General features: G+C 44.2%; 30 protein-coding genes and 1 riboswitch. Of the genes, 9 read left to right on the plus strand and 21 right to left on the minus strand.

Annotation, left to right across the window (positions count from 1 at the left end; all coding sequences use genetic code 11):
• The first annotated feature begins 33 nt into the window (after nt 1-33).
• A complete protein-coding gene (xerS, locus tag FC61_RS01995; RefSeq protein ID WP_021742536.1) occupies nt 34-1098 on the plus strand; it encodes a tyrosine recombinase XerS in 1065 nt (354 codons plus the stop codon).
• 74 nt (nt 1099-1172) lie between these two features.
• On the opposite strand, the gene FC61_RS02000 is transcribed toward xerS, so the two are convergent.
• On the minus strand, nt 1173-1727 hold the full coding sequence (locus FC61_RS02000; RefSeq protein ID WP_035464971.1) for a TetR/AcrR family transcriptional regulator: 555 nt from the start codon (nt 1725-1727) through the stop codon (nt 1173-1175).
• Nucleotides 1728-1884: 157 nt separating this feature from the next.
• Between FC61_RS02000 and FC61_RS02005 the strand changes: the two genes are divergently transcribed.
• A complete protein-coding gene (locus FC61_RS02005) occupies nt 1885-3159 on the plus strand; it encodes a YhgE/Pip domain-containing protein (protein ID WP_021742538.1) in 1275 nt (424 codons plus the stop codon).
• Between the two features lie 265 nt (nt 3160-3424).
• Here the strand turns inward: FC61_RS02005 and FC61_RS02010 are convergent, their stop codons facing one another.
• From FC61_RS02010 to FC61_RS02025, 4 genes are read right to left on the minus strand one after another with little or no spacing between them, the layout of a single operon-like run.
• The gene (locus FC61_RS02010) at nt 3425-3859 is read right to left on the minus strand and encodes a cyclophilin-like fold protein (RefSeq protein ID WP_021742539.1); all 435 of its coding nucleotides are present in this window, start codon (nt 3857-3859) and stop codon (nt 3425-3427) included.
• A 54-nt stretch (nt 3860-3913) separates the two neighbouring features.
• Nucleotides 3914-4405: a YbhB/YbcL family Raf kinase inhibitor-like protein gene (locus FC61_RS02015; protein WP_021742540.1), complete on the minus strand. Its 492-nt coding sequence runs from the start codon at nt 4403-4405 to the stop codon at nt 3914-3916.
• Between the two features lie 14 nt (nt 4406-4419).
• Complete coding sequence (locus FC61_RS02020) at nt 4420-5058, minus strand: SDR family oxidoreductase (RefSeq protein ID WP_021742541.1); 639 nt, start codon at nt 5056-5058, stop codon at nt 4420-4422.
• A gap of 17 nt (nt 5059-5075) precedes the next feature.
• Nucleotides 5076-5819, minus strand: coding sequence for an SDR family oxidoreductase (locus tag FC61_RS02025; protein ID WP_021742542.1), 744 nt, complete (start codon nt 5817-5819; stop codon nt 5076-5078).
• Between the two features lie 212 nt (nt 5820-6031).
• Here FC61_RS02025 and FC61_RS02030 point away from each other — a divergent pair, with 212 nt between their 5' ends.
• Nucleotides 6032-6937, plus strand: a complete 906-nt coding sequence (locus FC61_RS02030; protein WP_021742543.1) for a LysR family transcriptional regulator — start codon at nt 6032-6034, stop codon at nt 6935-6937.
• A gap of 64 nt (nt 6938-7001) precedes the next feature.
• Here the strand turns inward: FC61_RS02030 and FC61_RS02035 are convergent, their stop codons facing one another.
• The 6 genes from FC61_RS02035 to FC61_RS02060 form a co-directional block, all read right to left on the minus strand.
• Complete coding sequence (locus FC61_RS02035; RefSeq protein ID WP_035464973.1) at nt 7002-7889, minus strand: LysR family transcriptional regulator; 888 nt, start codon at nt 7887-7889, stop codon at nt 7002-7004.
• A gap of 111 nt (nt 7890-8000) precedes the next feature.
• A complete protein-coding gene (locus FC61_RS02040; protein ID WP_024525232.1) occupies nt 8001-8738 on the minus strand; it encodes an SDR family oxidoreductase in 738 nt (245 codons plus the stop codon).
• A gap of 485 nt (nt 8739-9223) precedes the next feature.
• Nucleotides 9224-10192, minus strand: a complete 969-nt coding sequence (locus FC61_RS02045; RefSeq protein WP_021742547.1) for a helix-turn-helix domain-containing protein — start codon at nt 10190-10192, stop codon at nt 9224-9226.
• A 25-nt stretch (nt 10193-10217) separates the two neighbouring features.
• Nucleotides 10218-11030 carry an oxidoreductase gene (locus FC61_RS02050; RefSeq protein ID WP_035464966.1) on the minus strand — a complete coding sequence of 271 codons (813 nt, stop codon included), beginning with the start codon at nt 11028-11030 and terminating at the stop codon, nt 10218-10220.
• A gap of 125 nt (nt 11031-11155) precedes the next feature.
• Nucleotides 11156-11866, minus strand: a complete 711-nt coding sequence (locus tag FC61_RS02055; protein ID WP_021742549.1) for a class I SAM-dependent methyltransferase — start codon at nt 11864-11866, stop codon at nt 11156-11158.
• A gap of 88 nt (nt 11867-11954) precedes the next feature.
• On the minus strand, nt 11955-12524 hold the full coding sequence (locus FC61_RS02060) for a TetR/AcrR family transcriptional regulator (protein WP_021742550.1): 570 nt from the start codon (nt 12522-12524) through the stop codon (nt 11955-11957).
• Between the two features lie 77 nt (nt 12525-12601).
• Between FC61_RS02060 and FC61_RS02065 the strand changes: the two genes are divergently transcribed.
• Together FC61_RS02065 and FC61_RS02070 are read left to right on the plus strand one after the other, a co-directional pair.
• On the plus strand, nt 12602-13147 hold the full coding sequence (locus tag FC61_RS02065; protein WP_021742551.1) for a YbhB/YbcL family Raf kinase inhibitor-like protein: 546 nt from the start codon (nt 12602-12604) through the stop codon (nt 13145-13147).
• 2 nt (nt 13148-13149) lie between these two features.
• Nucleotides 13150-13884: a sulfite exporter TauE/SafE family protein gene (locus FC61_RS02070; protein WP_111705401.1), complete on the plus strand. Its 735-nt coding sequence runs from the start codon at nt 13150-13152 to the stop codon at nt 13882-13884.
• A 61-nt stretch (nt 13885-13945) separates the two neighbouring features.
• On the opposite strand, the gene FC61_RS02075 is transcribed toward FC61_RS02070, so the two are convergent.
• On the minus strand, nt 13946-14683 hold the full coding sequence (locus FC61_RS02075) for an SDR family NAD(P)-dependent oxidoreductase (RefSeq protein WP_021742553.1): 738 nt from the start codon (nt 14681-14683) through the stop codon (nt 13946-13948).
• Between the two features lie 147 nt (nt 14684-14830).
• On the minus strand, nt 14831-15349 hold the full coding sequence (locus tag FC61_RS02080; protein ID WP_021742554.1) for a TetR/AcrR family transcriptional regulator: 519 nt from the start codon (nt 15347-15349) through the stop codon (nt 14831-14833).
• A gap of 141 nt (nt 15350-15490) precedes the next feature.
• Here FC61_RS02080 and FC61_RS02085 point away from each other — a divergent pair, with 141 nt between their 5' ends.
• On the plus strand, nt 15491-16438 hold the full coding sequence (locus FC61_RS02085) for an NADP-dependent oxidoreductase (RefSeq protein ID WP_021742555.1): 948 nt from the start codon (nt 15491-15493) through the stop codon (nt 16436-16438).
• Nucleotides 16439-16480: 42 nt separating this feature from the next.
• Here the strand turns inward: FC61_RS02085 and FC61_RS02090 are convergent, their stop codons facing one another.
• The gene (locus tag FC61_RS02090; protein ID WP_035464967.1) at nt 16481-17425 is read right to left on the minus strand and encodes a zinc-binding alcohol dehydrogenase family protein; all 945 of its coding nucleotides are present in this window, start codon (nt 17423-17425) and stop codon (nt 16481-16483) included.
• A 92-nt stretch (nt 17426-17517) separates the two neighbouring features.
• Here FC61_RS02090 and FC61_RS02095 point away from each other — a divergent pair, with 92 nt between their 5' ends.
• Complete coding sequence (locus tag FC61_RS02095; protein WP_021742557.1) at nt 17518-18321, plus strand: MerR family transcriptional regulator; 804 nt, start codon at nt 17518-17520, stop codon at nt 18319-18321.
• 18 nt (nt 18322-18339) lie between these two features.
• Here FC61_RS02095 and FC61_RS02100 read toward each other — a convergent pair whose 3' ends face one another.
• Nucleotides 18340-18990 (minus strand): endonuclease III domain-containing protein, encoded by a 651-nt coding sequence (locus FC61_RS02100; RefSeq protein WP_021742558.1) that lies wholly within the window; start codon nt 18988-18990, stop codon nt 18340-18342.
• A 207-nt stretch (nt 18991-19197) separates the two neighbouring features.
• Between FC61_RS02100 and FC61_RS02105 the strand changes: the two genes are divergently transcribed.
• Both FC61_RS02105 and FC61_RS02110 read left to right on the plus strand, forming a co-directional pair.
• Entirely contained in the window at nt 19198-19704 is a 507-nt protein-coding gene (locus tag FC61_RS02105; protein WP_011667748.1) for a VanZ family protein, read from the plus strand.
• Between the two features lie 230 nt (nt 19705-19934).
• Entirely contained in the window at nt 19935-20444 is a 510-nt protein-coding gene (locus tag FC61_RS02110) for a VanZ family protein (RefSeq protein WP_021742560.1), read from the plus strand.
• 339 nt (nt 20445-20783) lie between these two features.
• On the opposite strand, the gene FC61_RS02115 is transcribed toward FC61_RS02110, so the two are convergent.
• The 6 genes from FC61_RS02115 to FC61_RS02140 form a co-directional block, all read right to left on the minus strand.
• Complete coding sequence (locus tag FC61_RS02115; RefSeq protein WP_021742562.1) at nt 20784-21221, minus strand: GtrA family protein; 438 nt, start codon at nt 21219-21221, stop codon at nt 20784-20786.
• A gap of 271 nt (nt 21222-21492) precedes the next feature.
• Nucleotides 21493-22035: a folate family ECF transporter S component gene (locus FC61_RS02120; RefSeq protein ID WP_015473742.1), complete on the minus strand. Its 543-nt coding sequence runs from the start codon at nt 22033-22035 to the stop codon at nt 21493-21495.
• A 24-nt stretch (nt 22036-22059) separates the two neighbouring features.
• Nucleotides 22060-22168: riboswitch (THF riboswitch) on the minus strand.
• 50 nt (nt 22169-22218) lie between these two features.
• On the minus strand, nt 22219-23085 hold the full coding sequence (locus FC61_RS02125; RefSeq protein ID WP_011667753.1) for a DegV family protein: 867 nt from the start codon (nt 23083-23085) through the stop codon (nt 22219-22221).
• A 60-nt stretch (nt 23086-23145) separates the two neighbouring features.
• Complete coding sequence (locus tag FC61_RS02130; RefSeq protein WP_021742564.1) at nt 23146-24393, minus strand: MFS transporter; 1248 nt, start codon at nt 24391-24393, stop codon at nt 23146-23148.
• Nucleotides 24380-25687: an alkaline phosphatase family protein gene (locus tag FC61_RS02135; RefSeq protein ID WP_024525249.1), complete on the minus strand. Its 1308-nt coding sequence runs from the start codon at nt 25685-25687 to the stop codon at nt 24380-24382. Before FC61_RS02135 ends, FC61_RS02130 begins: the two co-directional genes overlap by 14 nt.
• 16 nt (nt 25688-25703) lie before the next feature.
• The gene (locus FC61_RS02140) at nt 25704-26132 is read right to left on the minus strand and encodes a MarR family winged helix-turn-helix transcriptional regulator (RefSeq protein ID WP_011667756.1); all 429 of its coding nucleotides are present in this window, start codon (nt 26130-26132) and stop codon (nt 25704-25706) included.
• Nucleotides 26133-26287: the final 155 nt, after the last annotated feature.

Below are 26287 nucleotides of genomic sequence, written 5' to 3' on the forward strand. Positions count from 1 at the left end.
TGAGTACAGAACATATGTTTGGAGGCCACTTCTATGGAGAAACAGCATTATTTGAAATTAATTGATGAGGAATTGGCTACTGCTCCCTGGTTTGTCCAAGAATATTACCAAGCTAAAGCCACTATTCCATTATCCCCAGCCACGCTTTATCAATATCTAACAGAGTTTCGCCGGTTCTTCAATTGGTTAATCAGTGAAGGACTAACTTCAGCGCCCCACCCCAGCGAGATTGATATTCAGGTTTTAGCGACACTAAAAAAAGAAACGGTTGAATTATACAAGTCCGCCCTGCTAAACCAATCCAAGTTAACAGGGGCCCGTGGTAGTCGAACACACCCAACGATTAACCGTTCTTTGAATGCCCTTTCCTCCTTGTTTAAGTATTTAACGGAAGACACAGAAGATGAGCACGGTGAGGCTTACTTTAATCGTAACGTGATGCATAAGATTGCCCTAGTCCGAACTAACGAAACCTATGCAACCCGCGCGGCTAATTTAAAGACCAAACTAATGCTGGGCCACACTGACCATGATTATTTGGATTTTATTGATCAACAGTACGAGACCAAACTATCGCCAGCCCAGAAACGCTACTTTCACCGCGATAAGCAGCGTGACCTCGCCATTAATGCACTCTTATTAGGTAGCGGTTTACGGGTATCAGAGGCCGCCAATGCTGACCTGCGCCATTTGAACCTTAAGACGGGGACCATTGGGGTCATTCGTAAGGGCGGTCAACGGGATACGGTCCCTATTGCGCCCTGGACTCTGCCCTACATTCAAGCCTACGTTGACCAGCGGCAGGCAACCTACCACGCAACGAATCAGGACCGCGCACTCTTCTTAAGTAGCTATCGTGGGCACGCATCGCGCATGCAGGCCAATTCCATGGAAAAAATGGTGGCCAAATACTCCAGCGCCTTTAAGGTGCGAATCACGCCGCATAAGCTCCGGCATACACTTGCCTCTAAGCTCTATTTAGCTACCAAAAATGAGCAATTAGTTGCCACCCAGTTGGGACAAAATTCCACTAGTGCAACCGGGCTGTATACGCACATCATTGATGAAGAACAGCGACATGGGCTGGAGAAGATGTAAAGCTTTTCAGTGCGTTAGTAGGCCTAACTTTTTCCCTAGTCAGCAGACTCTGCGCAAAAATCAAGTGGATGGCTTTACGACTCCCCAAAAATCAAAACAAGACTATTTGACAATTGCTTGAGTTCCTCCTGCGAGGGTAAACTATTTGTCTGCAAATAGTACTTAATCATACCTAACATGATGCCACCAATCGCGTTGACCTCTAACTCCGACCCCGGATGGGTAAGAACTGCCTGTAACTGCATTTCCAAAATTTTCTTAAGTCCATCTATCAACTGTATTCTAGCTTCTGGAATTGTCATTATCGCTTTGATGGGCCGATTCCAACGTACTAGTAGTTGTCTAAGCTCCTGTTCTATTTTGCTGATAGCATTGCTTAGGGTCACACCCTGGTTAAGTAGACTGGCTCTTTTTTGCAAAGTCTTAGTAAACCAGTTAAGAATATCTTGGCCAATCTTATCTGTAAGCGCAAATTTGTCTTCATAATGTACGTAGAATGTTTTACGGTTAATCATGGATCTGCTGGCAATGTCCTTAACCGTAACGTTGTCAAAGCCCTTTTCTAGGACTAAATCAACAAAAGACGTTGAGATGATAGCATCCGTTTTCTTAATTCTAAGGTCAGTCATGTTGGTGCCCTCCATTACCAGTTTTAGTGGTTTTGTTGTCTTAAGCGTCATATCGCGGTCTTCTGTGGTGTTAAACTACAAATTAGAATAATCTGCCCATTTCTTTCTATCCAGAGTTTAGATAAACTACCCATAGAATCAAAGGGGGGTAGTGAAGATGCTCAATGTATTTAAGAGAAAAAATATTTGGATCAGCATGTTAGTCGTTGCTATATTAATTGGATTGTTCGCCTTTGCGCAGGTTGGCGCTAGAAGCACCGTTAAGGTTCGTCATTTACCATTAGCTTTAGTAGTAAACGATAATGGTAAAGATGCTAAGAATGTAGTAAATAAATTACGGAAAGAGAGCCATGAGAAAAACTCTGAAATCAAATGGGTCAATGTCAACCACACGAATGAACTCACTAAGGGTTTTGCATCCGGAAAATACTACGGGGCGGTTGTCATTCACTCAGGATTCACTAAAGCTATCAATCAGCAAGCAGACTATTTGAAAGGTAAAATCATAACTCAGAAACTAGACACACTGGTTGTTAAAACGCCACTGGCGGCTGAGACGGCACTATTCCAACAACAAAAAGCCTTAGCCAATTCATTAACCCAGAAAACTCCCGCACAAGCAAAAGTCTCTTTATATGTCAGTCAAGGAAGTAATGTGACGGTTGCCAATATTTTGACGACTGCCCTGCCAAAGCTGACGGACCGGCTAAATCAGAAGATTTCTAACGAATATATAACTGTTGCAAATAAGTCAAGGCTAACACTCTCTCCACAGGACTGGTCTAAATTGCAGACACCAATTCACACCACACTTATAAAACGTAATCAAGTCTCAACCAAAGAAGTAAGTGGTATGGCACCATTCTTGGTAACCATCTTCTGTTGGCTCGGCAGTCTTATTGCTAGTTTACTGAATTGGCGAGACCATAGTAAAAATGAGAAAAAACGTCGTGATGGTCGCCTCTCATTAACTGGTGTCACAAGTCAATTAATTTCCGGTGTCGCAATTGTCACTGCGATTGCTGTATCAGTTTACTTCTTCACAAAAGTTTGCTACGACGTTCCAATTCATGATCCACAACAATTCCTGTTGCTGATTGGTGGTATATCATTTGTTTTCTATCTACTACAGTCAGCCGTACTCGATTTGCTTGGACTAAAAGGATGGCCACTATTGCTGATTATCTGGATAGGTTCAATGGCAGTCATTACTTTTATTCCACAAATGCTGAGTCCCTTCTACCATAATTACGTTTATGATCTGACGCCGATTCGATTTGCCTATGATCTTATTCTTAACCAGATGTATATTACAGATGCATCACTCACTGGATCTTCAATGCTAAACTTGCTGTACATTGGAATAGCTTCAATCGCGGTCATGTACGGATCTACCCTTATTAAAAGGCATAAAGAAAGCCAAATCGCGTAGAGCGAGTGTCTTTACCAGCACGAAGATATTTTAGATAGTCGTAAATCGGGGCAGTACCGTTTAAGATACCCCGATTTACGACTATTCTAATTCAATAAGCAAGAACACTTTCAAAGTGAGCTTCACTGATAATAAGGGATTATCCATTCTTGAGTGATACCGGCCCCTCTCATATATAACTAACTCTTATTATAAAATGCCGAAATAAGTTAGTGTCCCATGGTCTATCATAAATTACCTGGAAATGTTAATTGACCAACGTAAGTTAGTTTTCTAGCCTTTTTAGAATGCTTATACTGCAAAAAAACGCCACAATATGATGGCGTTTTTTACTTCGACTGCTAAAGTCCTCTTTTTCAAATCTCATTTCTACATTTCCTAATGATTGGAACTGGGCTAAATGACTGGTATTAATATGGCCAATCTGCTGTAAATCGCTGATAACCTCACCGGTTTGTTTGTAAAAGATGACAAAACTATGGCGGGGCTTCCAGTAGGCAATATCACCAACGGTATAACCGGATGTGTGTGCCTCATTGGCTGGTAAGGCTTGCTTAAAGCGATAGGTTAATTCACGTGAATATAGGTTTAACATCGGTAAGGTCATGGGCATCTGGCTCAGCAGCTCACTAGCGGTCGCATTCTCCTCAAAGTTTGCTGTGAACGTTTGACCGTTCACAATTATTTTTACAGTTTTCATTGGCTATCTCCCATTCAAGGATATTGTATTGGTGCATATTTCTAGGACTTAAAATTACTTAGCTAACAACCGCAGTGAAGACTGGTCGATGATCCGATCACTAAGTTGGTCCAGAAACTCGTTATAGTAGAATTGGTTCTTTAACGTTGTCTTACGACTTAGGGCATAGATGGTCAGTGTGTAATGATGCGGTTGGTCAGGCGGATTCGGCCCGGCATAATGGTCGGTAAAGTAAGCATCATCTAAAGCATAGAACCGTGACATCCAAGAGTTTTGCCCTTGTGGTCCCGTGAAATGACGACTAAAGTCGGCCGGAATTTCAGTCATTGTTGGTATATTGGCCGCTAACCAGTGAATAAAAGGGAAACCAGTTCGCGGTACTGCATCATAATCAATTAAAGAAAGGGCTAACGACGTCGCGTTCTTAGGAATCTCCTGAATTGTAATTGGGAACGAAATAATTGGCTGATTTCCCTTCGTTATTTCAGCTTTACTGGTATATCTGTCGGATAGGAAGCCCTGGTTTAAAGGAATTATCACTTTCATTACAGGACGCCTCCTTAATAAAAAGCAGGTTTGTTCCAAGCCGTATTGGGTTCCGCAACACCGATACTCGTCCGCTGATAGATGTCAGGATTGCGCACAATATTAGCCACTAATTTAGCCACTGCCTCACGAGTAACTTGGGTATCTTTAAACGGTTCGCCCTGGGGGATGACTTCGTAAGCGTCGTGTTGGTCGTTATTATACAGCCAAGCCATCCGTAAAAAGGTATAGTTTAGTCCACTATCATCAATCACTTTGGCAGCCCGTTTAATTTCGGTATAGTCCCCCATCATGCGCGCGTTCCAACGGCCAAATTCACCAGTCACTTCGTCATAAATCCCTAAACCACCGGCTACAATCAGTCGTGCTACGCCATTTTGCTTCATTGCTGTAACCACCTGTTGATTGGCCTTGGTAAAGTGGCCGGTTGCCAAATAGACAATCTCTTGCCCCGCGATGGCTGCCGTCAAGTCTGCTGGATTGTTCCAGTTACCATCAATCAGTGAAACGCGTTGATTATCCGCGTATTGGCCGAGGCGATGCGTCGCTTGTCTGGCAAATAACGTGAGCGCAACATCACTTTGCTCCAATAAACGCGGAATAAGATAGGTTGAAATGTTACTTGTCGCTCCCAATAAAATAACTTTTTTCATTTTTTAAATTGCTCCTTTTACCCTTGCTTAGTTGGGTAGATAGTAAATTCATTGACGTTAACGTCGGCCGGTTGCGCAACCGCAAAGTCAACAACACGGGCAACGGCGTCTGGCGTAATGCCAACAGATTCATATAACTTATTCATGCCTTGCTTGGAACCAGCGTCCGTGATGGTGTGTAATAGCTCCGTATTAATTGCGGCAGGATACAGACTAGTTGTCCGAATATTGGTCTGTTCCTGCGCGCTTTCCATGCGAATAACTTCCATCAAATTACGAACCGCAAACTTCGTGGCACCATAGACACCGGAGCCCGCAAAGGATTTCAATCCGGCGACTGAGGATGTCGTAATGATTTGACCATGTTTTTGCTTGGTAAATTCGGGCATCACGGCGGCAACCCCATTTAGAACCCCCTTCAAATTAATCTCGATCATGGCGTTCCATTCATCAGTCTTTAATGCACTAATCGGGGATGTTGGCATGATACCAGCATTATTGAAGATCACATCAATACCACCAAACTTGGTTTTCGCTAAGTCGACTAGCGCCGTGAGATCAGCTGGATTAGTGACATCGGTTACCCGGTAGGCCGCTTGACCACCTTGTGCTGCAATAGCTCTCACCAATTCCTGTAACCGACTTTCACGCCGGGCACCTAAAACGACTTTGGCTCCATGACTAGCAAGTAACTTAGCACTGGCTTCACCGATACCTGAAGAAGCCCCTGTGATGACAATAACTTTATTTTCTACTGACATAATTTATTTCCTCCTAATTATCTTTAAAGTAGCTGATCTAAACGCAAATTAAAGCTAACTTCTACAACCCTTTGGTTGATCCAATATTTTCTTACGTTTGTCATGCCTTAACTACAAATACTAGTATAGATGGATATTAAGATATTTGAAGAATCCGTTAGTTGGTCTAGTATCAACTTCTGGTTTATACTAGGCTTATTGGAGGTGTTATTGTGGATATCAATCAATTGCAGACCTTTTTACGCGTAAGCGAGTATGGCAGCTTCACCAAGGCCGCTGAGCAAAGCTTCATCTCCGGAACAGCCGTGATGAAGCAGATTAATCGGCTTGAAGCTGAGCTTAACCTAAAACTTTTTAATCGCACGGCAACCGGCGTGCAACTAACACCACAAGGAAAGACGTTCCAACCTTACGTCCACCAACTGCTAAATTTACTCAATACAGCAGTTGAAGAGACTCGGCGCGTACGAACTGATGATAAGCAAATTATTCTGCTAGGAACGTCATTGCTCCACCCGGCCGATCCGTTTATGTCAATTTGGAAAAAAGTTGCGCCCGACATGCCTAAGTTTCAAATCCGCTTAGTTCAATTGCAAGAGGACCTCAACTCTAGCAACCGTGAATATGCAATGCTTGGACGTAGTAGTGACCTCATGGTCGGGACCTTTGACAGTACGACGTTGAAACACGCCTTTAGTGCCACTAAGCTCGGGTCTTATCATTTTGGCATTGCCGTCAGAAGTGATCACCCGTTGGCCCAATTAGAAGAAATTCAATTTTCAGATTTGGCCCACCAAAAGGTTTTAATGGTACCAACCGGAATTAGTGAAAAGAACGATTTATTACGCCAACAATTGCTAGAGAAAGTGCCGAGCGTACAGCCGATTGATACGACAGGCAGATACGACATTAACACGTTCAATAAGGCTGTCGAAGAAAATATTGCCATGATCTCGTTAACACCCTGGAAAAGAATTCATCCTAATCTAGTTACCGTTCCGTTAAAAACCGATATCACTGTTGACTACGGGTTACTGAGCGCGAAGCTCCCCGGTAAGAAAACGGCCGATTTTTTACATGAATTCATACAAATTAACCATCCTAAAATTTCTCAATAATTCAAAAAAAGGCATAGAGGCGTATTTTCACGCATCTCTATGCCTCTTCTATCTTGTTTTAACGCTAATGCCTTCCGTTATTAATTGCATTGTTCATCTTAGTCAGAAAAATTTCTGCTAGCCGTGACGATGGTCGGCCATGCTTCCAAATTAGTTTTGATGAGAACCGTTTCATCTGTGCTAAAGGCCTAAAGACCAATTGACTGTCTGGTTGATGATAGTCCGGTTTGTCAAAGGAAAAAGCCAATCCTACCCGATTACGCACCAGGACGTGCATGCTGTAATACATGTCATAGGTCCCAACAATCTGGACCTGTGATTGATAGGCACCTACCCACTGGCGTAAGGTACGTTCAACGTCTGCCTGACGTGCTAATAAAATTCGGTGACCGGCCAGATCAACCGGTTCTAGAGCCTTCTTTTGCGTTAGTTCATGTTTTGCCGGCATTACCAGTCCCCAAGCATCCTTTTGCGGAAACTGTAATTGCGCATACTCAGGAAAGTCCGCTTCAGTTGTAATAATCCCAAAGTCTAGGGTTCCCTTATCAATACCAGCTCGTACGTCATCACCGGTTGTACTAACTAAATGCACCTTGGCCTTAGGATAAGCTGTTACAATTTGGCGAAAAATTTGCGCAATTAACGCACTCGTAAAGTTCTCGCCCGCACCGATAATAAGATCACCAGATACGATGTCCTGCGCGTTGATCGCGTGTCTGGTGCTATCGGCTAATTGAAGCATTTCTTCTGCCCGCGAGTATAAAAATTGCCCATCTGCCGTCAATTTGATCCGGCGACTACCACGCGTAAACAGTGTGGTCGCTAACTCCGACTCAAGGTCTTGAATCTGGCGGGACAACGTTGATTGCGAAACGTGCAGGACATTTGCCGCTCCTGAGATATTACCTTCCTGTACGATCGTCACGAAATAACGTAATACACGTAATTCCATATTAACCACCTCAAAATAATCATTTTCACTACCCAATTTTAGCATTAAAAAGCTTTCCACATGCATAGTTATCATACATGTGGAAAGCTTTTTACTTACACTTATAACATCTTATAATGACTGCCGGGTTGGCCGCACAATGACCTCACTCACCGACATATTGGCTTCCGTACCAATTGCAAATTCAACGGCTTGGGCAATCTGCTTAGGTTCCAAGCCATGAATATTTTTAAAGAAGTCTTCCGCAAACTGTTTCTGGTCTGCGTCGGTAATAGAGTTAAATAATTCTGTTCCCGTACTCCCAGGTGAAACGATAGTTGTTTTAATATTATTTTCTGCCTGTTCTTGTCGTAAGCCATCCATAATCGCCCGAACGGCATACTTAGTACCACTATACACGGCACTGTCTGGCGTTACCACATGCCCGGCAACCGAATCGGTTGTGATGATGTGACCGCTCTTTCGGGCCGCCATGCTGGGTAAGACAGCAGCAATTCCGTTCAGAACACCCATGATATTAATTTGCAGCATATTTTGCCATTCATCACGCTTACCAGCAATCAAAGGATTGGTGGGCATAATGCCAGCGTTGTTGTAGAGAACGTCTACGCGACCGTATTGCTTGATCGTCGTATCGATAACTGCCTTAACCTCATCGAACTTGGTAACGTCAGCCCGCATTGTTAAAATGGCCTCATTGGGATTAGCCGTCTTTATTTCATCTAACCGGTCTAACCGACGCGCAGCTAAAACCAGTTTCGCATGGTCCGCTGCCAATAACTGAGCCGTTGCCGCCCCGATTCCAGATGAAGCACCCATAATAACAACAACTTTATTTTCCAAATTCATTTGTAATGACCTCCGTTTTTGTTTATCTGTATCAACTTGATGAATATAGAATAAGGCCATTATGGTTAAATGTAAAACAGTTATGTTGCATTTCTTACTATGCGTTATAGTCATTGATTATTAAAAATCATTAAGCTACTAGACAAATGGAAAAAAGCTAATTTCCAGAACTTAATCAGTCCTAAAAGATTAGCTTTCTTATAATGCAATATAGTAATTATTTTTTATATTACCTGTTTATCAATACGAATAATTATCTCATTAATGGCTGTGTCTTCTGGTGAACTGATGACAAATGTAATTGAACTCGCAGTACACTCCGGTGTGATTGCAAACGCATTAAAAAACCGTGTATATTGGATGCTTGCTACTTTAAGTCTAGGACCAAGTGTATTTAAGCATTTTAGGGCACTTAAAAATGGTTTCAGTTGGGCTATAGCCACAATTGAAACCATCCTATAATTTTATAAATTTCATCGATTCTTTTACGCCATTATCATCTGCTTACGATAAGCTAATGGACTTTGATCAAACCATTTTTTAAAGGCACGTGAGAAAGATTCCGGGTCTGCATATCCCAACAAATAACTAATTTCAATCAGGCTTAATGTTCGATCCTTAATTAAGGGCATCACTAGTACCTTTCTTGCGGCCTGAACCTCTTCGTTAAATGTCGTCCCTACTGCGCTCAATTGACGTTGTAAGGTCCGCTTACTGAGGTTTAAGGTATCAGCAACATCGTTAATTGAAAAATCTCCACTTGGAACTTTCTTCAGAAGTAATGCTTGAACGGTAGCAAGTAGTGATTTATCTTGTTGAATTAATAACTTTTGTCGGTCGAGTTCTGGCTGCAGAAAGGCCCACATTGTATTATTTGCTGAGACAAACGGTTGTTTTAAGTCAGTCATACTAAATTGTATACTGTTTGAATTCATCTCTTGTGGGCGACTGCCAATTACGTTTGATAACTGCGAACCATAATGATACTTGCTACCAATCAAAACTGGCTTGATTGGTAGCCCAGTCCCTACACGTAACAAACTAATCAGTAATAATTGTTCAGTCATAACCGTAAACCGGGGCAACTCAATACCTAGGTTATCACCTTCAACGCGGACGTCAATGCGCTCTTGATCAGTAGTGACTACTAGTCGGACTGGGCCAACTAGTGATTTATAAGTTGCGAGTCTTTTAACTGCCTGCAGACCAGTTTGAGCGGAAAGTGCCGCAAAAAATGATGGCATAAAGGTCTGCATGCAAGTAATATCACCAAAATTAATCATCATTTCATCCGATAACTCATTATCAAGCTCACTCATCAATCGCCAATAATCACTATCGGATAGCTCTAGTTGTTCTTGCCAAACAATCTTATGAACACCGGCAGCTTCTAATGTACTGTTCAAATCGATACCCAGTGTCGCCATAAACTTTTGAAATTGCTCAGATATCATTATCTTCAAACCTAAGTCACTCCCATTAGCTTGCGTGCATCATCAAAAAGTCAAAAAAACGAGTTGGTAAGAGTTTTTTTGCCAATACCAACGGCTTGGCGCCAAAACCAACTAAGTAACGTGTGCGTGGATGACGACGATTAACGGCTTTACTAATCGCGTTAGAAATAACTTGAGGGGCTGATAGCATATTTGAGTGATACTGTCGACGCATACCGGTAGCAGCCTTGGTCGCCTGTTGTTCATATGCACCACCCTGAGCTGACGCTACTAAATGATCGGCAGCAATGAATCCCCAATTTGTCTTAATGCCACCAGGTTCAATGATTGAGACCTTAATGCCAAAATTCTTCGTTTCCATCCGTAATGCATCACTAAAGGCTTCAACTGCATACTTGGTTGCATGATACCACGCCCCCATATAACTAACTAATCGACCACCCATTGATGATGTATTAATGATGCGTCCCGCGCGTTGAGCTCTCATGTGGGGCAAAACTAATTGTGTTAGTCGTGCCATACCAAACAAATTAACATCGAATTGTTTCTTTGCCTCTGCGAGTGAAACATCCTCAATCGCTCCATACGAGCCATAGCCAGCATTATTAATTAAAACATCAATTCGCTTTTCATTTTTAATAAGTGTGGCTACCGCCGTTGTCATTGACTCTTCGCTGGTAATGTCTAAACGCAGTGGTCGAACACCATCAGCTGCTAGTGCTTCAAGCTTATCGACTCGCCGAGCTGCTCCATAAACAACGTGTCCTTGACGCGCCAGAGTCATTGCTGTTTGTAAACCAATACCGCTACTGGCACCCGTGATTAAAATAACTGACATAGTCATTCCTCCTAAGACTTCTTAATGTATCCATCTTACCTTGAGGACCGACATAGCTTAATGATTTTTGGTGCCATAAACATAGCCTTATATGCCAATCTATCTATCACCGATGCCATTTTCTCTTATCTTATCGCCCGTAACACCAATGTTGGCATCCACGGACCGCCCCACCAGCCGTTGATACCGGTACCTGTGACTTGAATGTCATGGAATCCCAGACGCACTAACTCCTGGCGGTAAGCGTTACAAGAAAAGCCTAAGTCCGCAATCACCAACTGACCACCTGGTTGTAAGACCCGCGCAATCTCTCGCAGACTCTGCTGCCGACCAGCTTTAGGCTTGACGTTATGGATTGCCAGACTAGAAACAACCACATTAAAGTGGTTATCCGCAAATGGTAACTCACGCATGTCTGCCGTCTGAACGGCGGCAACCTGATCCAGTCCATCTGTATGAATCTTCTGCATAACCGTAGCCATTGAGTTGTTAGTTTGATCTTGTTGACGCCAGATATCAATCCCCGTGATATGTCCTCCGGCAGGTAGCCGGTGGGCAATTTTGAATAGGACCATACCGTGCCCACATCCGATATCTAACGCTCGAGTATCAGTGGATAAGGTAATCTGTGGCAATTGTTGGTCCCAAATCTTTTGTTTACCAATCAGTGTCGTGTATAAGAAGCAACTGGCCATGGCTACGTAAAGTAGCGTGGCGATTAACCAGCTTGTGGCTAGACCCGTAGCTAGCCAAATGATAAAACACGCAACGGCCAAACCAATAAAGATCACGAGGCCCCAAAATCCATCAATTCCATTTTCTCGTACTTTTTTCATAATTTGTATGCCCCCTGATCATTTCTACCAGTATATCAAAAATGATCTCTAGAGGATATCGTTCTTTAACCAATAGCCGCCCAGTTAGTTAGCCTGACTGTGTGTCAAAGGATGTCAAAGCCAAAGCTAGCATCTGGTTGAAACTACTCTCCGCGGACATCGCTGGATTTTGAAAACGCCCAGTCCCCTCATGAACGATCTCACCAATGATTAGATTACGAATCATTCTAGAAACAACGAGTTGGTGTGCCTCGTCTTGATTGAATGGCGCCAGTAGACGTTCCAGGACGTGGTATACCTGATCAATACTTTCCTTTAAGGTACCGACCCGTTTAGTAGCCACCGGCATATTTAGAATCAACTGAACAATTGGGAACTCGGCCGCCGCCAATTGACGACATGTCTTGGCAAATTGGCTAATGGCTGGTTCACCAGCTAGCCCAACTAAATCTTGCTGCAATTGACTGACCAATCTTTGAAAGAAGTCGTTGGCGATGGCAATATGAACTGCGGCCACATCTGAATAGTACGGATAGATTGCCTGTGACTTAGTGCCAAGATGTCTTCCTAGATTCGCAAAGGTTAGTGCCGTGTCCGCACAAACTAATTCTTTAGCAGCCGTAATAATTTTTTGACTTGTTAACGTTCTTGCTGTCAATTTCTTCCTCCTGCTTGCCTTTTACATGTTGTAAATATATATTACAATATGTAAATAAAATAATAAAGGCGATGCGCATGCAAATTCAAACTAATTTTTCCTCTAAAACAATTCCTGATAAATATGGTTGTAATGTAACTCCTGAACACCTTAATCATGGCATCAATCAACAATCATTTCCGTTTCAGATAATTGCCTTACCCACAGGGACCAGCTATGTTTGTTGGACCCTAATTGATTATGATACGATACCACTCATTGGTTTCCCTTGGATTCACTGGGTAGTTGCTAATTACCCTGTTCATACAAAGACCATCAGCATTGCACCTAATTTTAGCGAATCAGCCTTACTTCCACAAGGTCGAAACAGCATTGATTCACTAGTCCAACGTATACGGCATCCATTATGGCGCCATACGTCCTTTGGTCAAAATTTAGCAATTCACTATTCAGGTCCCCGTCCTCGTCAGGGAAGCCATCAATACCGATTGACAGTATACGCTTTGAAGACCCTGATACCAGTGGAAAATGGTTTCTACCTGAATACCTTATTTGACCACCTTGAGTCCGTTATTTTGGATCAAACTAGTCTTAACTTATCCTATGAAAGAAGGCAACCCTAATGTTGTCATTTATCTGGTTAATTTTTATTGGTATTATCGTTGGCACGTTTGTTATTGCGCTGGGCGGTGGCGGTGCTGCCATTTACCTGGGCATTCTCTCTTCCGCTTTTCATTTGGCACCAGCCACTGCGGCAGCCACTTCGCTTGTTACAGCTTTACCTTCAGTTATTATTGGAACTGTTGGCTATATTCGGCAAGGAAAAGTTAACTTTCACATTGGTAATCAAATGTTGCTGACAGCTATTCCGGCTGTCATTGTTGGGGCGTTCATTGCGCCTTTCATTCCAACACCTGTGTATCGTTGGGTAATTGCCATAATTTTAATGGTATTAGGAATTCAAATTTTCTTTAAGCGACAATCCTCACAGACAAATCAAACCAATCACTTTGCTGCTGCCATGTACGGCATTGTCAGTGGATTAATGGTGGGAATTGCTGGCCTTAGCGGCGGTGGTCCTGTACTTGCTGGACTACTATTACTGGGATTAGACACCTTTCATGCAACCGCAACTTCAACCTATGTTTTAGTTAGTATGAGTTTAGTTGGAGCTGCCCTACACTTATCTAACGGCCAAATAGATTGGGCCGCAGGACTTCCCTTGATTGTGGGAACTATTATCGGTGCACTACTCGCACCGTTGGTTGTTAAATTCTTATCACGAAAAGGTCATGGACGCTATCTGAATCGTATTGTCGCCTTGCTCTTAATTTTTATGGGCATCAAATCGTTATTTTAACGCAAAGAAAAAGCACGGTTATTGGTCGGTGGACTTAATAGCCGTGCTCTTTAGATCTTCTTCAAACTTCTGGTTCGGCATGCGTAACGGTCATACCCCCATCAATAATAATATCTTGCCCATTAACGTACGAGGCCTTATCAGATAGTAAAAACGCAACAACATTGGCAATTTCAGTTGCATTAGCAAACCGGCCTAAAGGCACGCGGTCTAGCATGTGTTTTAGCCGTTCTGGGGCAATGTTTTGCTCGTTAAATTGTGTCGAGTTCGTATAGCCGGGACTCACCGCATTAACCCGAATCCCTTGTTCGCCCAACTCTAAAGCTAGATTCTTCGTTAAGTAAGCAATTGCCGATTTTGTAGAAGAATACAAACTGGATGTTTTTAGTCCGCGATGATAGGTCCATGACGTATTAATGACAAGACTACTACCAGCACTCATCAGCCGGGCTGCCGCCTGAAGCGCGAAGAAGGTGCCCTTATAATTTAAATCAACTTCACGATCAAAGTCCGCTTCGCTGATGTCATTAAACGGCTTAAAGGTCCCTAACCCCGCATTAGCAAAGAACGCATCCAAGTGTCCCAAGTCCGCAGCAATTAGCGCCATAACCCGGTTAATTTCAGCGACTTTACTCATATCACCAACATAGGTCTTTATTTGTGGGTAGGCACTGGCAAATGCCTGTGTCTTTTCTGGATAGCGACCAATAACGGCTACCTGCCACCCAGCCTGTACCAACGTCTCAGCCGTAGCTAATCCAATGCCCGAGGTACCACCAGTAATCAAAACTGTTTTCATGAGAAAATGGTCCTTCCTTCGGTAAATAAATTATTAATACCATCAAAGAATACCACTTTCTCCACTGACAACAAGCAACTAGTCTTATTCATGAGTGGTATCTATACCCAGTTCTTCACTACAGCACCCATTCAAAACACATGATTCCTAACTGTCGACTGCCACAGATGCCTTTCCCGTTTGAAAAATACGATCTAGCGTCGGATAATCCGTAAAGATATTAAACGCCTGGGGAGTTCGCTGAATCCACATCATAATTGCGCGGACACGACCGATAAAAAAGCAGCGTTCCAGCTCCGTCATTTTTCGATTCCGCTCTATCTGTTTTTCGATAAAAAACTTAAAAAACTCTGTAACAAAAGATTCATCGGTAGTTTGGCGCTTAATTATTGCTTCAATACTTGAGGATTTAACCCGGGCAAATAATTCAAACGGGTGTTGGTCGATATGACTCGTATCAATTTGTTCTTGAATTAAAATATCCTCGAAGATATGTTGTAGCAAATCATATTTATCCAAAAAGTGAACATAGAATGTGGATCGATTAATCAAGGCGCTTTCAGCAATATCGTTGATTGTTACTTTATCAAAGGGAGTTGTCGTTAGTAGTTGTCTGAATGCTGTGACAATGGCCCTATGTGTTCGTTTTGTTCTTAAATCTGGCATAATATCCCCCACATTTTTAGATAGTGTCTATTAACCCAACACCGTACTCCATTATAGCTTAATTCACTAAGATTAGGTGGTATGATACGTTCATTGAGCAATGAATAACTGAGCTCAACGAACTTTCTGGAGGCATTAAAAATGACAGAAAAACAAATGAAAACCTTACGCTATCACGCTTATGGAGAACCTTTAGCCGTTTTAAACCTTGAAACCACTACTATTCCCGTCCCTCAAGCCAACCACATTCGAATTCAAGTTAAGGCATGCGCTTTGAATCCGGCCGACTGGGCTTGCTGTCACGGTTTCGTCCCTCATATTTTACCACGAGGGATTGGGACCGACGTTGCCGGAATTGTTACCGGTGTTGGTCGCCAAGTGACCGATGTTCAGCCGGGGGATGCCGTCTTAGGTAACGTTAATTTTAATGATTATACCAGTGCTGGAGCGGCCGAAGAAGCTGTGCTGGATCATTGGGCCAAAATTCCGCAACCGCTCGACTTCACAGAAGCCGCCGCATTGCCAATGGCGGTAACGACCGCCTACGCGCACTTAAAAGCACTCGACCTCCATGCAGGTCAAACACTGGTCGTTCATGGCGCCGGGTCAATGATTGGTTATGCGGCCGTCCAAATTGCTCGGTTAAACCACGTTAATGTCATTGCAACGGCAGGTCAAACCTTTGCTAAGCAACTTGAAGCTTTTGGTGCCACGGTGACCTCTTACGGCCCCGGACGAGTTGAACGGGTGTTAGCCTTGGCTAATAACCAGGTGGACGCCGTTTTGGAGACTGCCTCAGCAAGTGGCGCATTGCCCGACCTAATTAAAATGGCGGGTAATCACCCAGACCACGTCATGACAATCAGTGACCATGAAAATGCCAAAAAATATGGTGTTCGGTCAACATTTAGCGAAAACATCGCGTTCCCCTATGACGAGGTTTTGGCAAAGTACGCCCAGCTAGCGGCCGAAGGTAAATTTGAGATTCCCATTGCCCAAACATTTACGATCGACGATTGGCAAGCCGCCGTTACAGCTAGTTTGACCGGCCACGCGCACGGTAAGCTCGTTATATTATTTGCAGACTAATTAAAAAATGTCCACGGATTTTATCTCGTGGACATTTTTTAATTAGTCATTAGTAACAATGACTTCTCCCATCTGAGAGTTTCCCATCACATAATCGTGAGCAGCGGCAATTTCCGTTAGTGGAAAAACCTTTGAAATGGGAATTTCAATATGATTGTGATTGATTAAATGAAAGAGCTCATCAATCATCGTTTGATCGACAAACCCCGAGTCGTAGTCGGTAATATAACGATTCTGTAATTCAAACGGCGAGAAGTCCTTCATCACCCAATCACCTGCCAGTAGCCCAACGACACAAGCCGTCCCACCAACCTTTACGTGTGCGAGTGAATCATGAATCGTTGCCGTTCCCACCAGATCAACAATACCATCGTACATCGCATCCGTTTGCAATTGACCATCCTTGTCCAGTACAACATCGTCGGCACCTTGCGCCGTTAAGATTGCCGCACGTTCTGATTTTCGAGTAGTTGCAACAATCCTTAAACCACTAGCCTTAGCAAGCTTAATCATAGCCAAGCCCACAGCACTCGTTCCACCTCGAACTAGCATGGTTTGCCCTGGTTGCAAGCGTAGCGCTTTAATCGACCCCCAGGCTGTAACAAAGGTCTCTGGGTACTGTGCCAACGTCACCCAATCACCTGCAAAGTCAACGGTGTATAGCGTCTTATTAGGGACCAGAGCGTATTCCTGCTCGCTACCGTCAAATTCGCGGCCAAATCCGCCATTTAATGTAATCACGCGTTGTCCCTGCTTGAACCCCGAGCCAGCCGTTGTCTCATGAATCTCACCGACAGCCTCAACGCCGATGACTCGTGGGAACTTAACGGTTGGAGACCCACCTTCGCGTGTCAAGACTTCATACCGATGAACGCCAAACGCATGAATCTTCATCACCGAGTGGGTTGCATCGGCGTGGGGAATTGGACGCTCAACTAGCTTTAAGACATCTGTATTACCGGGATGGTCAATCACAACTGCTTTCATAAATCGTTCCTCCTCGTTATCAATAACTGACTTCATTACTAAGAAAGTATAAACTGTAACGTAAGGGACACCTCAAGGGGGAATTTGAAAAAATGTTAACCATTCGTAAATTTGCCGAATTAGCAGGCACAACTCGCCGGACACTACTCTTCTATGATCAAGAAGATGTGTTTAAACCGGCTCACATTGCTGATAATGGTTACCGGTATTACAGTTATGATCAATTGTATCAGTTAAAATTCATTCTACAATTACGGCACTTAGACTTACCGCTTGCAACGATTAAAGAACTGTTAGCGACAAACGATGCAACCCAACTAAATGAACAATTAAGGACTGTCCTCAGTCACATTCAAACTGAAATTGATAATCTAACGTTATTAAAAGATACCTTGGCGGAACGATTTCAACAACCCGAGTTCAACGAAAATAGCCACTTACTAGTACCCACAATTGTTGAACGTCCCGCAATGGCCTTTTGGTGTTCACCGAAGTCTGCCGGCTGTACGGATAGCGATATTAGCGCATTATACCAAGCCTTCTATCAAATTATTGGTCCACTGAAACTATTGGATAAGCATGAATCAGGCTTTCTCACCTCAGTCGCCAATAGTGATGCGCAGGCTTACCCCACAGCTAGCTTCCAAATTATTAAAGCCGTAAGCTTAGCTGACGTCACCACTATTCCTATCGTTCAGCGGCTGGCTGGGCAGTACATTGTTGCTACTGCCATGAACGATATGGGAAGCATTCTACATACCTTAGATAACATTCAGCACTACGTCAATCAGCACCGGCTGACAATCGCTACACAGATGTGGCAATTGAACTTGAATGAACAGTTAACGAGTAAGGCCGGCTCTCAGTATATCTCGATTGAATACCAATTGATTTAACGGTACTACTGGTAGTCTTTAAACCGTTGCCTCGTTTTCCTCATTTAACTGGTCACAATTAATAATTAACTGGCAGACTTCCTTGTCTGGTGTGAGCTTCATCGAATACTTGCGGCCATATTCAATCATGGTGTGATGCGCTTGATGCAACTCTTCTGGTGGCAAAACGCCGACAATTTTTTGCTCAACCTGCAGTGGTGAAGCATTCTGCGCCACAAAGTGTAAACGCTTGGAAATCGCCGAGACATGTGTATCCACCGCAAAAGTTGGTTGGTCAAAGACATCACTCAACACGACATTGGCCGTTTTTCGGCCGGCACCCGGTAGCGCCATAATTCCCTTACGATCAGTGGGCACAACATCGGCCAACTCTTCATGAACAATGCGCGCCGTTTTAATGATATTACGGGCCTTGTTATGAAATAGACCGACGCTCTTAATGATGGCTTCCACATCCGTGACGTTTGCCACCATTAAATCTTGGGGGTCTGGATATTTCTCAAACAAAATGGGTGTCACTTTGTTGACGGAAACATCTGTGGCCTGTGCGCTGAGAATTACCGAAATGAGATACTGAAAGGGTGTCCGTGAATCCAGTGAGGGACCAACTGGTCCAATCTCGTCTTCCATCTGGTGAATCGCCCATACAATTTGATCATCTTTTAACATTGACGGCTTCGCTTCTTTCCTACTGATTTCTCTAAGTCAATTCTACCCGAAATTGGCGGAAAACCAACTGATTTAACCCCACCAGATACTTACGAAATGACTAAAGTGGCAAAGAAAGACTAAAACACGAGTCAAATTCACCCACTAAAACCAAATGTGCGTTAGGATGGGACTAATCTAAAATAGACTTCAGTTGGAGGCGATGAAATGCGTTGGGAACCTTTACTCATTATCTTACTATTGGCTGGGTTAACCGGCCTATTCATCCTAGCGACTCATTACCGCAAGCACTGGCTGACATGGTTAGTTTGGGGCTACTTAACGAGTCTGGGCGCCATTCTCTTTACCCCACTCGCTTTTACGGGCACAGCCGTTTACATTATCGGTCCTGGGTCTGGTCAAGTTAATCTCACCCATTTGGACATGCTTAATCTTGGCTTCTTTGAGAACATTATAATGACAATTCCGTTGGGAATTCTGCTGAAATGGATCTGGCCTAAATTGTCACTTTGGCGCCTGCTTGAACTCGGCGGACTGGCGGGAACGTTCTTCGAAACAACGCAGTATATCCTGTCACAACATTGGCTGATTAACCGCAGTAGTGACATTAATGATGTTATTTCCAATACCCTGGGCGTTATCGTGGGTGGTATGGTCGTGGCCCTGTATTACCGTTTAACGGCACTTCACCACCGTAAGCCCCTTACAAATTAGAAGCGAGACGTACGCAGACACTTACAGCGCGCGCCTCTTTTTTTCGTCAATACGTTAAATCCGCCCAAAAATGTGATGATTCTTTGACCAGAGTCTTACATTTTCTCTAAAGGAACCAAGAAACCTTAAAACCATCGCGAGAAATCCCCGTTCGCCACCTTTCCGCGGTACGATGGTCACATGTTAACAAACGACGCCCATATGATTGCATCATTTTCGGAGGTGATTCGATGCGCTGGGAACCTTTACTATTAATCGCTTTAACGGCCTGCTTAAGTGGCCTGCTCATTATCATGACGGGTAAAAAAATCCACTGGTTTGCACTCGTTATCTTGGGCTACTTCACCGGCCTTGCCACTATCTTATTTACGCCTATCTCCGTGTACGGAACCGCTCTATACGTGATGCCCCTAGGTGCCGGTCGCATTAACCTGACGCAACTGGATGTTTTCAACTTAGGTTTTCTAGAAAATATCATGCTAACCGTTCCAATTGGCCTCCTATTAAAATGGTTCTGGCCTAAGTTATCACTGCTGACGGTTGGTGGCCTAGGTCTCCTAGTCGGTAGTAGCATTGAAACGTTCCAATATGTCTTATCACAACATTGGCTGATTAACCGTAGCAGCGACATCAATGATGTTCTCGCCAATGCCGCCGGAATCATGATTGGCGGACTCATCGTGGCTCTCTATTATCGATTATCTACTAGCCGGCGTTCACGCGCTCGGGTGGTCGCTTAAATCATATCGACCTCAGGCGATTGTTCTCAAACCAGCGGAACAATCGCTTTTTATTTTGCCAGTCAGACCACCTCGGTCTATACTCACTGTAAATTTACACAAAGAAGATGGGGCGAATGAATTGGCTATATGTAACTATCGGGATACTGCTTTTTATTGTGGCAATTTACTTCATTGACGGTGGCTGGGCCCAAAATCTTGGCAGTGTCTATAAAAATTACAAGGATTCCAAACTCCCCTTATCAGTATTCATCAGACTACTTCTAAAAAGGCACGAGTAATCCGAAAACGAACTTTGATATCGCACCAACTAAAAAAGCTGGACATATTGTCCAGCTTTTAGTCGTCAACCGATGAGGCTGCCTTACTTTTGTGAAAGACAAACCACTTGCTAAAGAAATAGTTAGCTAATACCACGACGATTTGGTCAACCAACTTGGTTAGCATTTCATTCTGTTGTAAGAGTGAGACCCCGATCCACATGATACCCATATCCATAATTAAGGTAACGCCACGCGCTGCAAAAAAGGCAACGGCTTCCTTAGCCAGCATCTTGATGGTGGTGAAATGGGAATGAAAAACCCAGACCCGATTGGTTAAATACGCAAAGAGTACGGACAAGAACCACGCCCATACGTTCCCAACTTGATAGTTCCACCCCCATAACGTGACGGTGACGTAGAAGACAACGAGATTGACCACCGTTGTCAGCCCCCCGAAAATAAGATACGCCAAAATATCTTTGTATTTTGCGTATAATTGGATTATCTGGTGCATGTTTATCCTCTCCCTGAGACTAGACTTATAGTTACGTTATAGCGAAATTAAGCAGGCAATGCAAGCAGCACCGCGTGTTTGATAGAAAAAGTTAAAGGTTATGCGCCTTCCCTAATTAACTAGACGTGGGACTTAGTTGCCAGTTTTGGTTGTGTTATGGCGAGGTGATTATTTTGTTTGTATAAGTTAAAGTAATTAATTTAATCTCCTCAATCTGTCGATACCCATTTAAAAACACCGTTCCGGTAAAAACCAAAACGGTGTCACTAAGTTATTTATTCAAACGGGCTTGAATCATCTGGATCACTTGACTCTTTAACAACAGATAAACCAGCACAATCTGTACCGGTGTGACGATCAGTTCTTTCAATGCTCGAACTGGCAATAAGCTCCAAAATGGGGTCTGGTACATGATGGTCACCCATAGCGTATTCAACAACGTATTCACCAGCAAGGCAATCAAGACAGACGCCCCAATCACCCGCCACCAACTAACTGGTTGTCGATACAAGAACACGGCGTAAATAAGAGATCCGAGCACTGCGGACACCGTGAACCCGATAAAGAATGGTCCCCCGGTCATCAACGTGCCAATCACATCGACCACCGCAGCAGTCAGCATCCCCCACCAGGGACCGAACCATTTCGCAATCAAAGCAACGATCAAAAAGGTAAAACTAACCTTGATGAAATTGTTACCAACTGAGAAGCGACTGATGACCAGTTGCAAAGCCATCAATACACCCATCGTCACCATACTCAACGTGTCCAGCTTGGGTAGCTGGGTTTTTGCCATTGTCTTCAATTTAGACATCTCCTAAGGGAGTTGCCACATTCCTGCGGCCAATGCGGAAATAAAATCGCGGGCCAATTGCCCTTCGTCCGGTGTTCACATTGTGTTCACATTGCGTTCCACCGGCACTTGACGCTTTATTTCCTACTCCGTAAATTTAATTACAGCTAATAGCATACCACACTGAGCAACTTCATGCACAACCTATGCCCGTTCAAAGTCCTTCATCCACGCCAGAGCCAACGCTTTTTCACCTAAATGAGCCCCGATGACCGGTCCAAAATAGGACTGTTCTACAGGAATCTCGGGATACTGCGTAGCAATCTTGTCAGCCCACGTTTGACCGGCCTCAGGGTCATTGGCATTAATCACCAACGCACGCAATGGATAGTCAACTTGTGATTGGGCTTGAACGAATAGATCTTCCACCCGGGCTAATGCTTTCTTCCGTGACCGCACCTTCTCAAACGCAACGATTTCATGCGTATCATCGTCAAACGTCAATAAGGGCTTAATCCGTAAAACACTACCGATAAAGGCCGAGGCATTGGATAATCGGCCGCCACGCACCAAGTTTTGCAGATCATCCACCACAAAATACTCCCCGATGGTTGAACGTAAATCATCCATCCGAGCAATAATGGCTTCGGGTTCCGCACCATCAGCGGCCATCTTAGCGGCTTCAATCGCCAAATACCCCATTAACTTCACCGTAATTTGAGAGTCATACGGAATCACGCGAATATTATCAATCGTGGGGGCTAACGTCTTGAGTTGGTTCACAAAACCAGAAATCGTACTAGCTAAGTGAATACTAATCACGGCATCGTAGCCCTCATCAGCCAGTTGGTCATAGAGATTAATCATTTCACCCAACGGGGGTTGGGACGTACTTGGAAATGACTTTGAGTTTCGTAATCGATCGTAGAATTCACTGGTCGTAATATCAACATCTTCATCGTAAGAGCGACCATCAATGATCACCGGGATGGGTACCACGTGAATGTGATACCGTTCGACCTCTTCTGCGGACAAATAGCAAGTACTATCGGTGACCACAGCAATCTTCATTCTTACACCTACTTTGTCTTTCATTCGTTTACCTAGAATAACATAAAACGCGTCGAACCACTAGGCATTGTCTATGGCTTGCCGGGGAATCGACCAAAAGATCACTAATCCCAGGATGAACAGAATTGCCAGCGAAGCCGCCCCAATTCGTGATTGACCGGTCAATTGGGTGACGACACCGACTAATACGGGGCCTAAGACCGCCGAAAACTTCCCTAAAATATTGTAAAAACCAAAGAATTCACTGGCCCGATTCTTGGGAACAATCCGGCCGAAATACGACCGTGATAATGCCTGAATGCCGCCCTGACTCGTACCAACTAGAATCGCTAACACCCAAAAGTCAGTTGTGGTTTGTAAACGTAACGCATCCACACAGATAATCAAATAGACCATAATTGCCATTAAAATTCCGGTCCGGGTGCTAGTTTTGCCAGCTAACCAGCCGTAAAAGATGGAACAAGGAAAGGCCACTAGTTGAACAACCAGTAAAACCATAATTAACGTCGTGCTATCAATGCCGATGTCTAGCCCGATTGAGGTTGCCATCGTAAAGATGGTATCAACCCCATCAATGTAGCAGAAATAGGCAATCAGAAACCATGCCAGATGTCGATACTGCCGTAAGTGCCGAATAGTTTGCCAGACCCGATGCCAGCTTTGTTTCAAGGGGGCCTGCGTCACACTGAGCGAATGCCGCTGGTGGACGTTTAACGGCAGTGGTAAGAAGAAAATTACCCACCACAGCGCCGCTAAGACAAATCCCCAACGGGCAACGGCGGTACTAGATAATTGACCGAATCCATGAGTTAACTGTAAAACCATGAACAACATGAAGGCAATCACGCCCCCTAGATAGCCAAAACCATATCCGATACTAGAAATTCGATCCATTGACCGGTTATCACTGACATCCGTCAAAAAACTATCGTAAAAAAGATTCCCGCCAGAATAACCCAGTACAGAGATAATATAGACCACCAGTAGCCACTGCCATTGGGTTGTCGGTAAGACAGCTAGCCCCAGCGTCATCACCATCCCCAAGATGGAGAAACTGGTTAACAACCGCTTCTTATAGCCTTGGTAGTCGGCGAGCGCCCCTAAAAATGGTGCCAGCAAGGCGACAAGTAACGTTCCCAGACTATTGGCATACCCCCAGTAGGCAGTGGCGTTCGCCGCACTGACCCCGTTAGCCGCCGCAATGCCCTTAAAGTAAATGGGCAACACCGCGGTCGTCACGATAATCCCGTAGCCAGAGTTGGCCCAATCATAAAAGACCCAGCTCCACTGTTCCTTAGTCAGCTTCATGTGACGCCCCCTTAAGGGCATCCAGTAAGGTATGACCCGGTAATGCATTGGGGAACTTAACGCCCAGCAACGCAGCAAACGTTGGCGCTTCATCAATTAAGTCAGCTCGTTCAATCGTTTGATTTTCCTTAACACTAGGCCCATTTAAGACTAGTGTCGTAAAATAATCGGGTTTTAAAGGATCATAACCGTGAACACCATGATATCGATCGGGTTGTCCCAGACTATCGGGATCAACTGCTTCAACCACCTCAGCACGATTGGTCTCATCCGTGAAGTAATACCCAGCCTGAGCCTCAACCATAAATCGGCAAGTTGGGTCAGCCCCGCGCGCTTGGGCCGTCTGCTGATCACTCACCCGTTCAACACCAGGAGTTTGTTCCAACAGAGTCCGGAGTGTCTTCAGATCAGCAAAATTGCGGGTGTAAACATAAGTACTCCCATCACAGGACTTAGCCCAAACGTGCCAATCATTTTTCACTGTCCCGGCGGTAGTTGGGGTTAACCATCCCCGTTTGGCAAAGGCCTGATTCAAGTGAATCATATGATCCACGTTGATTTGATAGTGGTCCCCCAAGATAGCAAAGTTGGTTTGGGCAAAGGTGCCTGCCTCAATCGTTGCATCGATTAATTGGCCCACACGCTGATCCAATCGGTGTAATGCGGCTAATGCTTCGTCAGAACGTACCCCATACCGATGACGCATACTATCCATGTCAACCAGGTGAATCAACGTTAACCAGGGCTTCTTATGCTTTAACGTATCCACCGCACAAGCCGTGATAAAGTCATCTAACTCGGGTTGTTGAATTCCCCGCCGTAAGTGACCATATTTTTGATTCATTCGTAACAAAAAAGCGGGACTACTAGCCTTTAAAGAAACCAAGACTTGGTTCGTCCAAATTCGATTGGGGAAAATTTCCGCTAGATTATACGTAATCTTACTACCCGCCGTCACCGGCCATAAAAAGGCTGCCGTTTTTCGGTGCTGCTGCCGCACTAAGTCATACAGGGTTGGGACTTGAACATCCCGTTGATACCAATACCAATCTGGAGACTGGCGTTGCGGCTGGCGTTTGGTATTATTAACGATCCCATGATCCTTGGGATATTGCCCGGTGATAATCGTCGTGTGCGATGGGTAAGTTAACGTGGGATAAATTCCCTGAACCTGCTTAACCCGTGTGCCCGTGACGACTAATCGCCGTAAATTAGGTAATTCTGCTAGATGGTCGTCTAAGTCACGACTCCCCAGCGCGTCTAATGAAATAATGACTAATCGCTGTTGAATAATATGTCACTCCTATTCGTTAATTCTGCAACCCCCGTCGCCGGTCCAAGCTCTTATCTAACCGGTTTAAAAGAATCTGTAATAAGTTACGTTCGTCAGTTGACCAGTGCTCAAAAATCTGGTCTGACAAGTCCTCGAATGCCGTATTAATGGCCGCGGCTGTCTGAGTTCCCTGTTCTGTAATGGTGTAAATCAATTGCCGTTTATCACGACCAATGGCTTCCTTAGTGACCATCTCCTTAGCCACTAAGCCTTTCAGTTGTCGACTCAGCGTTGACGTATCAAGCCGCGTTTGTTGGGCTAGAATTTCCTGTGTATTTTCGCCGCCCCCAATGTGGTCGAGTAGTTGCCACTCGGACACTGTCAGCTGATAACGTTTCGTCATTCGCTGGAGTAAGGTTTGTTGTACCTTATTAATCGCAATTAACGCTTCAAGACTGGATTTCATTAGACCCTCACTCCTTTAATTGTATTTTACAACGATTCGCCTGCTAACCACAAGGGCCAATCTGGCTAACTATCGTGGCTTAATTTTGCCAAATAAGTATTCTTCTTTGCACTTCGCTTGCTAGGCCGGTATACTTTACTTTGTGTTGTTTTTTT

Origin of the sequence: Levilactobacillus brevis ATCC 14869 = DSM 20054 (assembly GCF_001433855.1) — a bacterium.
GTDB classification, from domain to species: Bacteria; Bacillota; Bacilli; order Lactobacillales; family Lactobacillaceae; genus Levilactobacillus; species Levilactobacillus brevis.

Coding starts and splice junctions, on each gene's coding strand:
- FC61_RS02120 (WP_015473742.1), bottom strand. CDS start 22,035: ATGTCTAAATTGAAGACAATGGCAAAAACCCAGCTACCCAAGCTGGAC.
- FC61_RS02125 (WP_011667753.1), bottom strand. CDS start 23,085: ATGAAGATTGCTGTGGTCACCGATAGTACTTGCTATTTGTCCGCAGAA.
- FC61_RS02075 (WP_021742553.1), bottom strand. CDS start 14,683: ATGAAAACAGTTTTGATTACTGGTGGTACCTCGGGCATTGGATTAGCT.
- FC61_RS02065 (WP_021742551.1), top strand. CDS start 12,602: ATGCAAATTCAAACTAATTTTTCCTCTAAAACAATTCCTGATAAATAT.
- FC61_RS02090 (WP_035464967.1), bottom strand. CDS start 17,425: ATGAAAGCAGTTGTGATTGACCATCCCGGTAATACAGATGTCTTAAAG.
- FC61_RS02000 (WP_035464971.1), bottom strand. CDS start 1,727: ATGACTGACCTTAGAATTAAGAAAACGGATGCTATCATCTCAACGTCT.
- FC61_RS02040 (WP_024525232.1), bottom strand. CDS start 8,738: ATGAATTTGGAAAATAAAGTTGTTGTTATTATGGGTGCTTCATCTGGA.
- FC61_RS02010 (WP_021742539.1), bottom strand. CDS start 3,859: ATGAAAACTGTAAAAATAATTGTGAACGGTCAAACGTTCACAGCAAAC.
- FC61_RS02110 (WP_021742560.1), top strand. CDS start 19,935: ATGCGCTGGGAACCTTTACTATTAATCGCTTTAACGGCCTGCTTAAGT.
- FC61_RS02025 (WP_021742542.1), bottom strand. CDS start 5,819: ATGTCAGTAGAAAATAAAGTTATTGTCATCACAGGGGCTTCTTCAGGT.
- FC61_RS02085 (WP_021742555.1), top strand. CDS start 15,491: ATGACAGAAAAACAAATGAAAACCTTACGCTATCACGCTTATGGAGAA.
- FC61_RS02105 (WP_011667748.1), top strand. CDS start 19,198: ATGCGTTGGGAACCTTTACTCATTATCTTACTATTGGCTGGGTTAACC.
- FC61_RS02035 (WP_035464973.1), bottom strand. CDS start 7,889: ATGGAATTACGTGTATTACGTTATTTCGTGACGATCGTACAGGAAGGT.
- FC61_RS02045 (WP_021742547.1), bottom strand. CDS start 10,192: ATGATATCTGAGCAATTTCAAAAGTTTATGGCGACACTGGGTATCGAT.
- FC61_RS02080 (WP_021742554.1), bottom strand. CDS start 15,349: ATGCCAGATTTAAGAACAAAACGAACACATAGGGCCATTGTCACAGCA.
- FC61_RS02095 (WP_021742557.1), top strand. CDS start 17,518: ATGTTAACCATTCGTAAATTTGCCGAATTAGCAGGCACAACTCGCCGG.
- FC61_RS02100 (WP_021742558.1), bottom strand. CDS start 18,990: ATGTTAAAAGATGATCAAATTGTATGGGCGATTCACCAGATGGAAGAC.
- FC61_RS02050 (WP_035464966.1), bottom strand. CDS start 11,030: ATGTCAGTTATTTTAATCACGGGTGCCAGTAGCGGTATTGGTTTACAA.
- FC61_RS02115 (WP_021742562.1), bottom strand. CDS start 21,221: ATGCACCAGATAATCCAATTATACGCAAAATACAAAGATATTTTGGCG.
- FC61_RS02015 (WP_021742540.1), bottom strand. CDS start 4,405: ATGAAAGTGATAATTCCTTTAAACCAGGGCTTCCTATCCGACAGATAT.
- FC61_RS02005 (WP_021742538.1), top strand. CDS start 1,885: ATGCTCAATGTATTTAAGAGAAAAAATATTTGGATCAGCATGTTAGTC.
- xerS (WP_021742536.1), top strand. CDS start 34: ATGGAGAAACAGCATTATTTGAAATTAATTGATGAGGAATTGGCTACT.
- FC61_RS02140 (WP_011667756.1), bottom strand. CDS start 26,132: ATGAAATCCAGTCTTGAAGCGTTAATTGCGATTAATAAGGTACAACAA.
- FC61_RS02130 (WP_021742564.1), bottom strand. CDS start 24,393: ATGAAGCTGACTAAGGAACAGTGGAGCTGGGTCTTTTATGATTGGGCC.
- FC61_RS02055 (WP_021742549.1), bottom strand. CDS start 11,866: ATGAAAAAAGTACGAGAAAATGGAATTGATGGATTTTGGGGCCTCGTG.
- FC61_RS02020 (WP_021742541.1), bottom strand. CDS start 5,058: ATGAAAAAAGTTATTTTATTGGGAGCGACAAGTAACATTTCAACCTAT.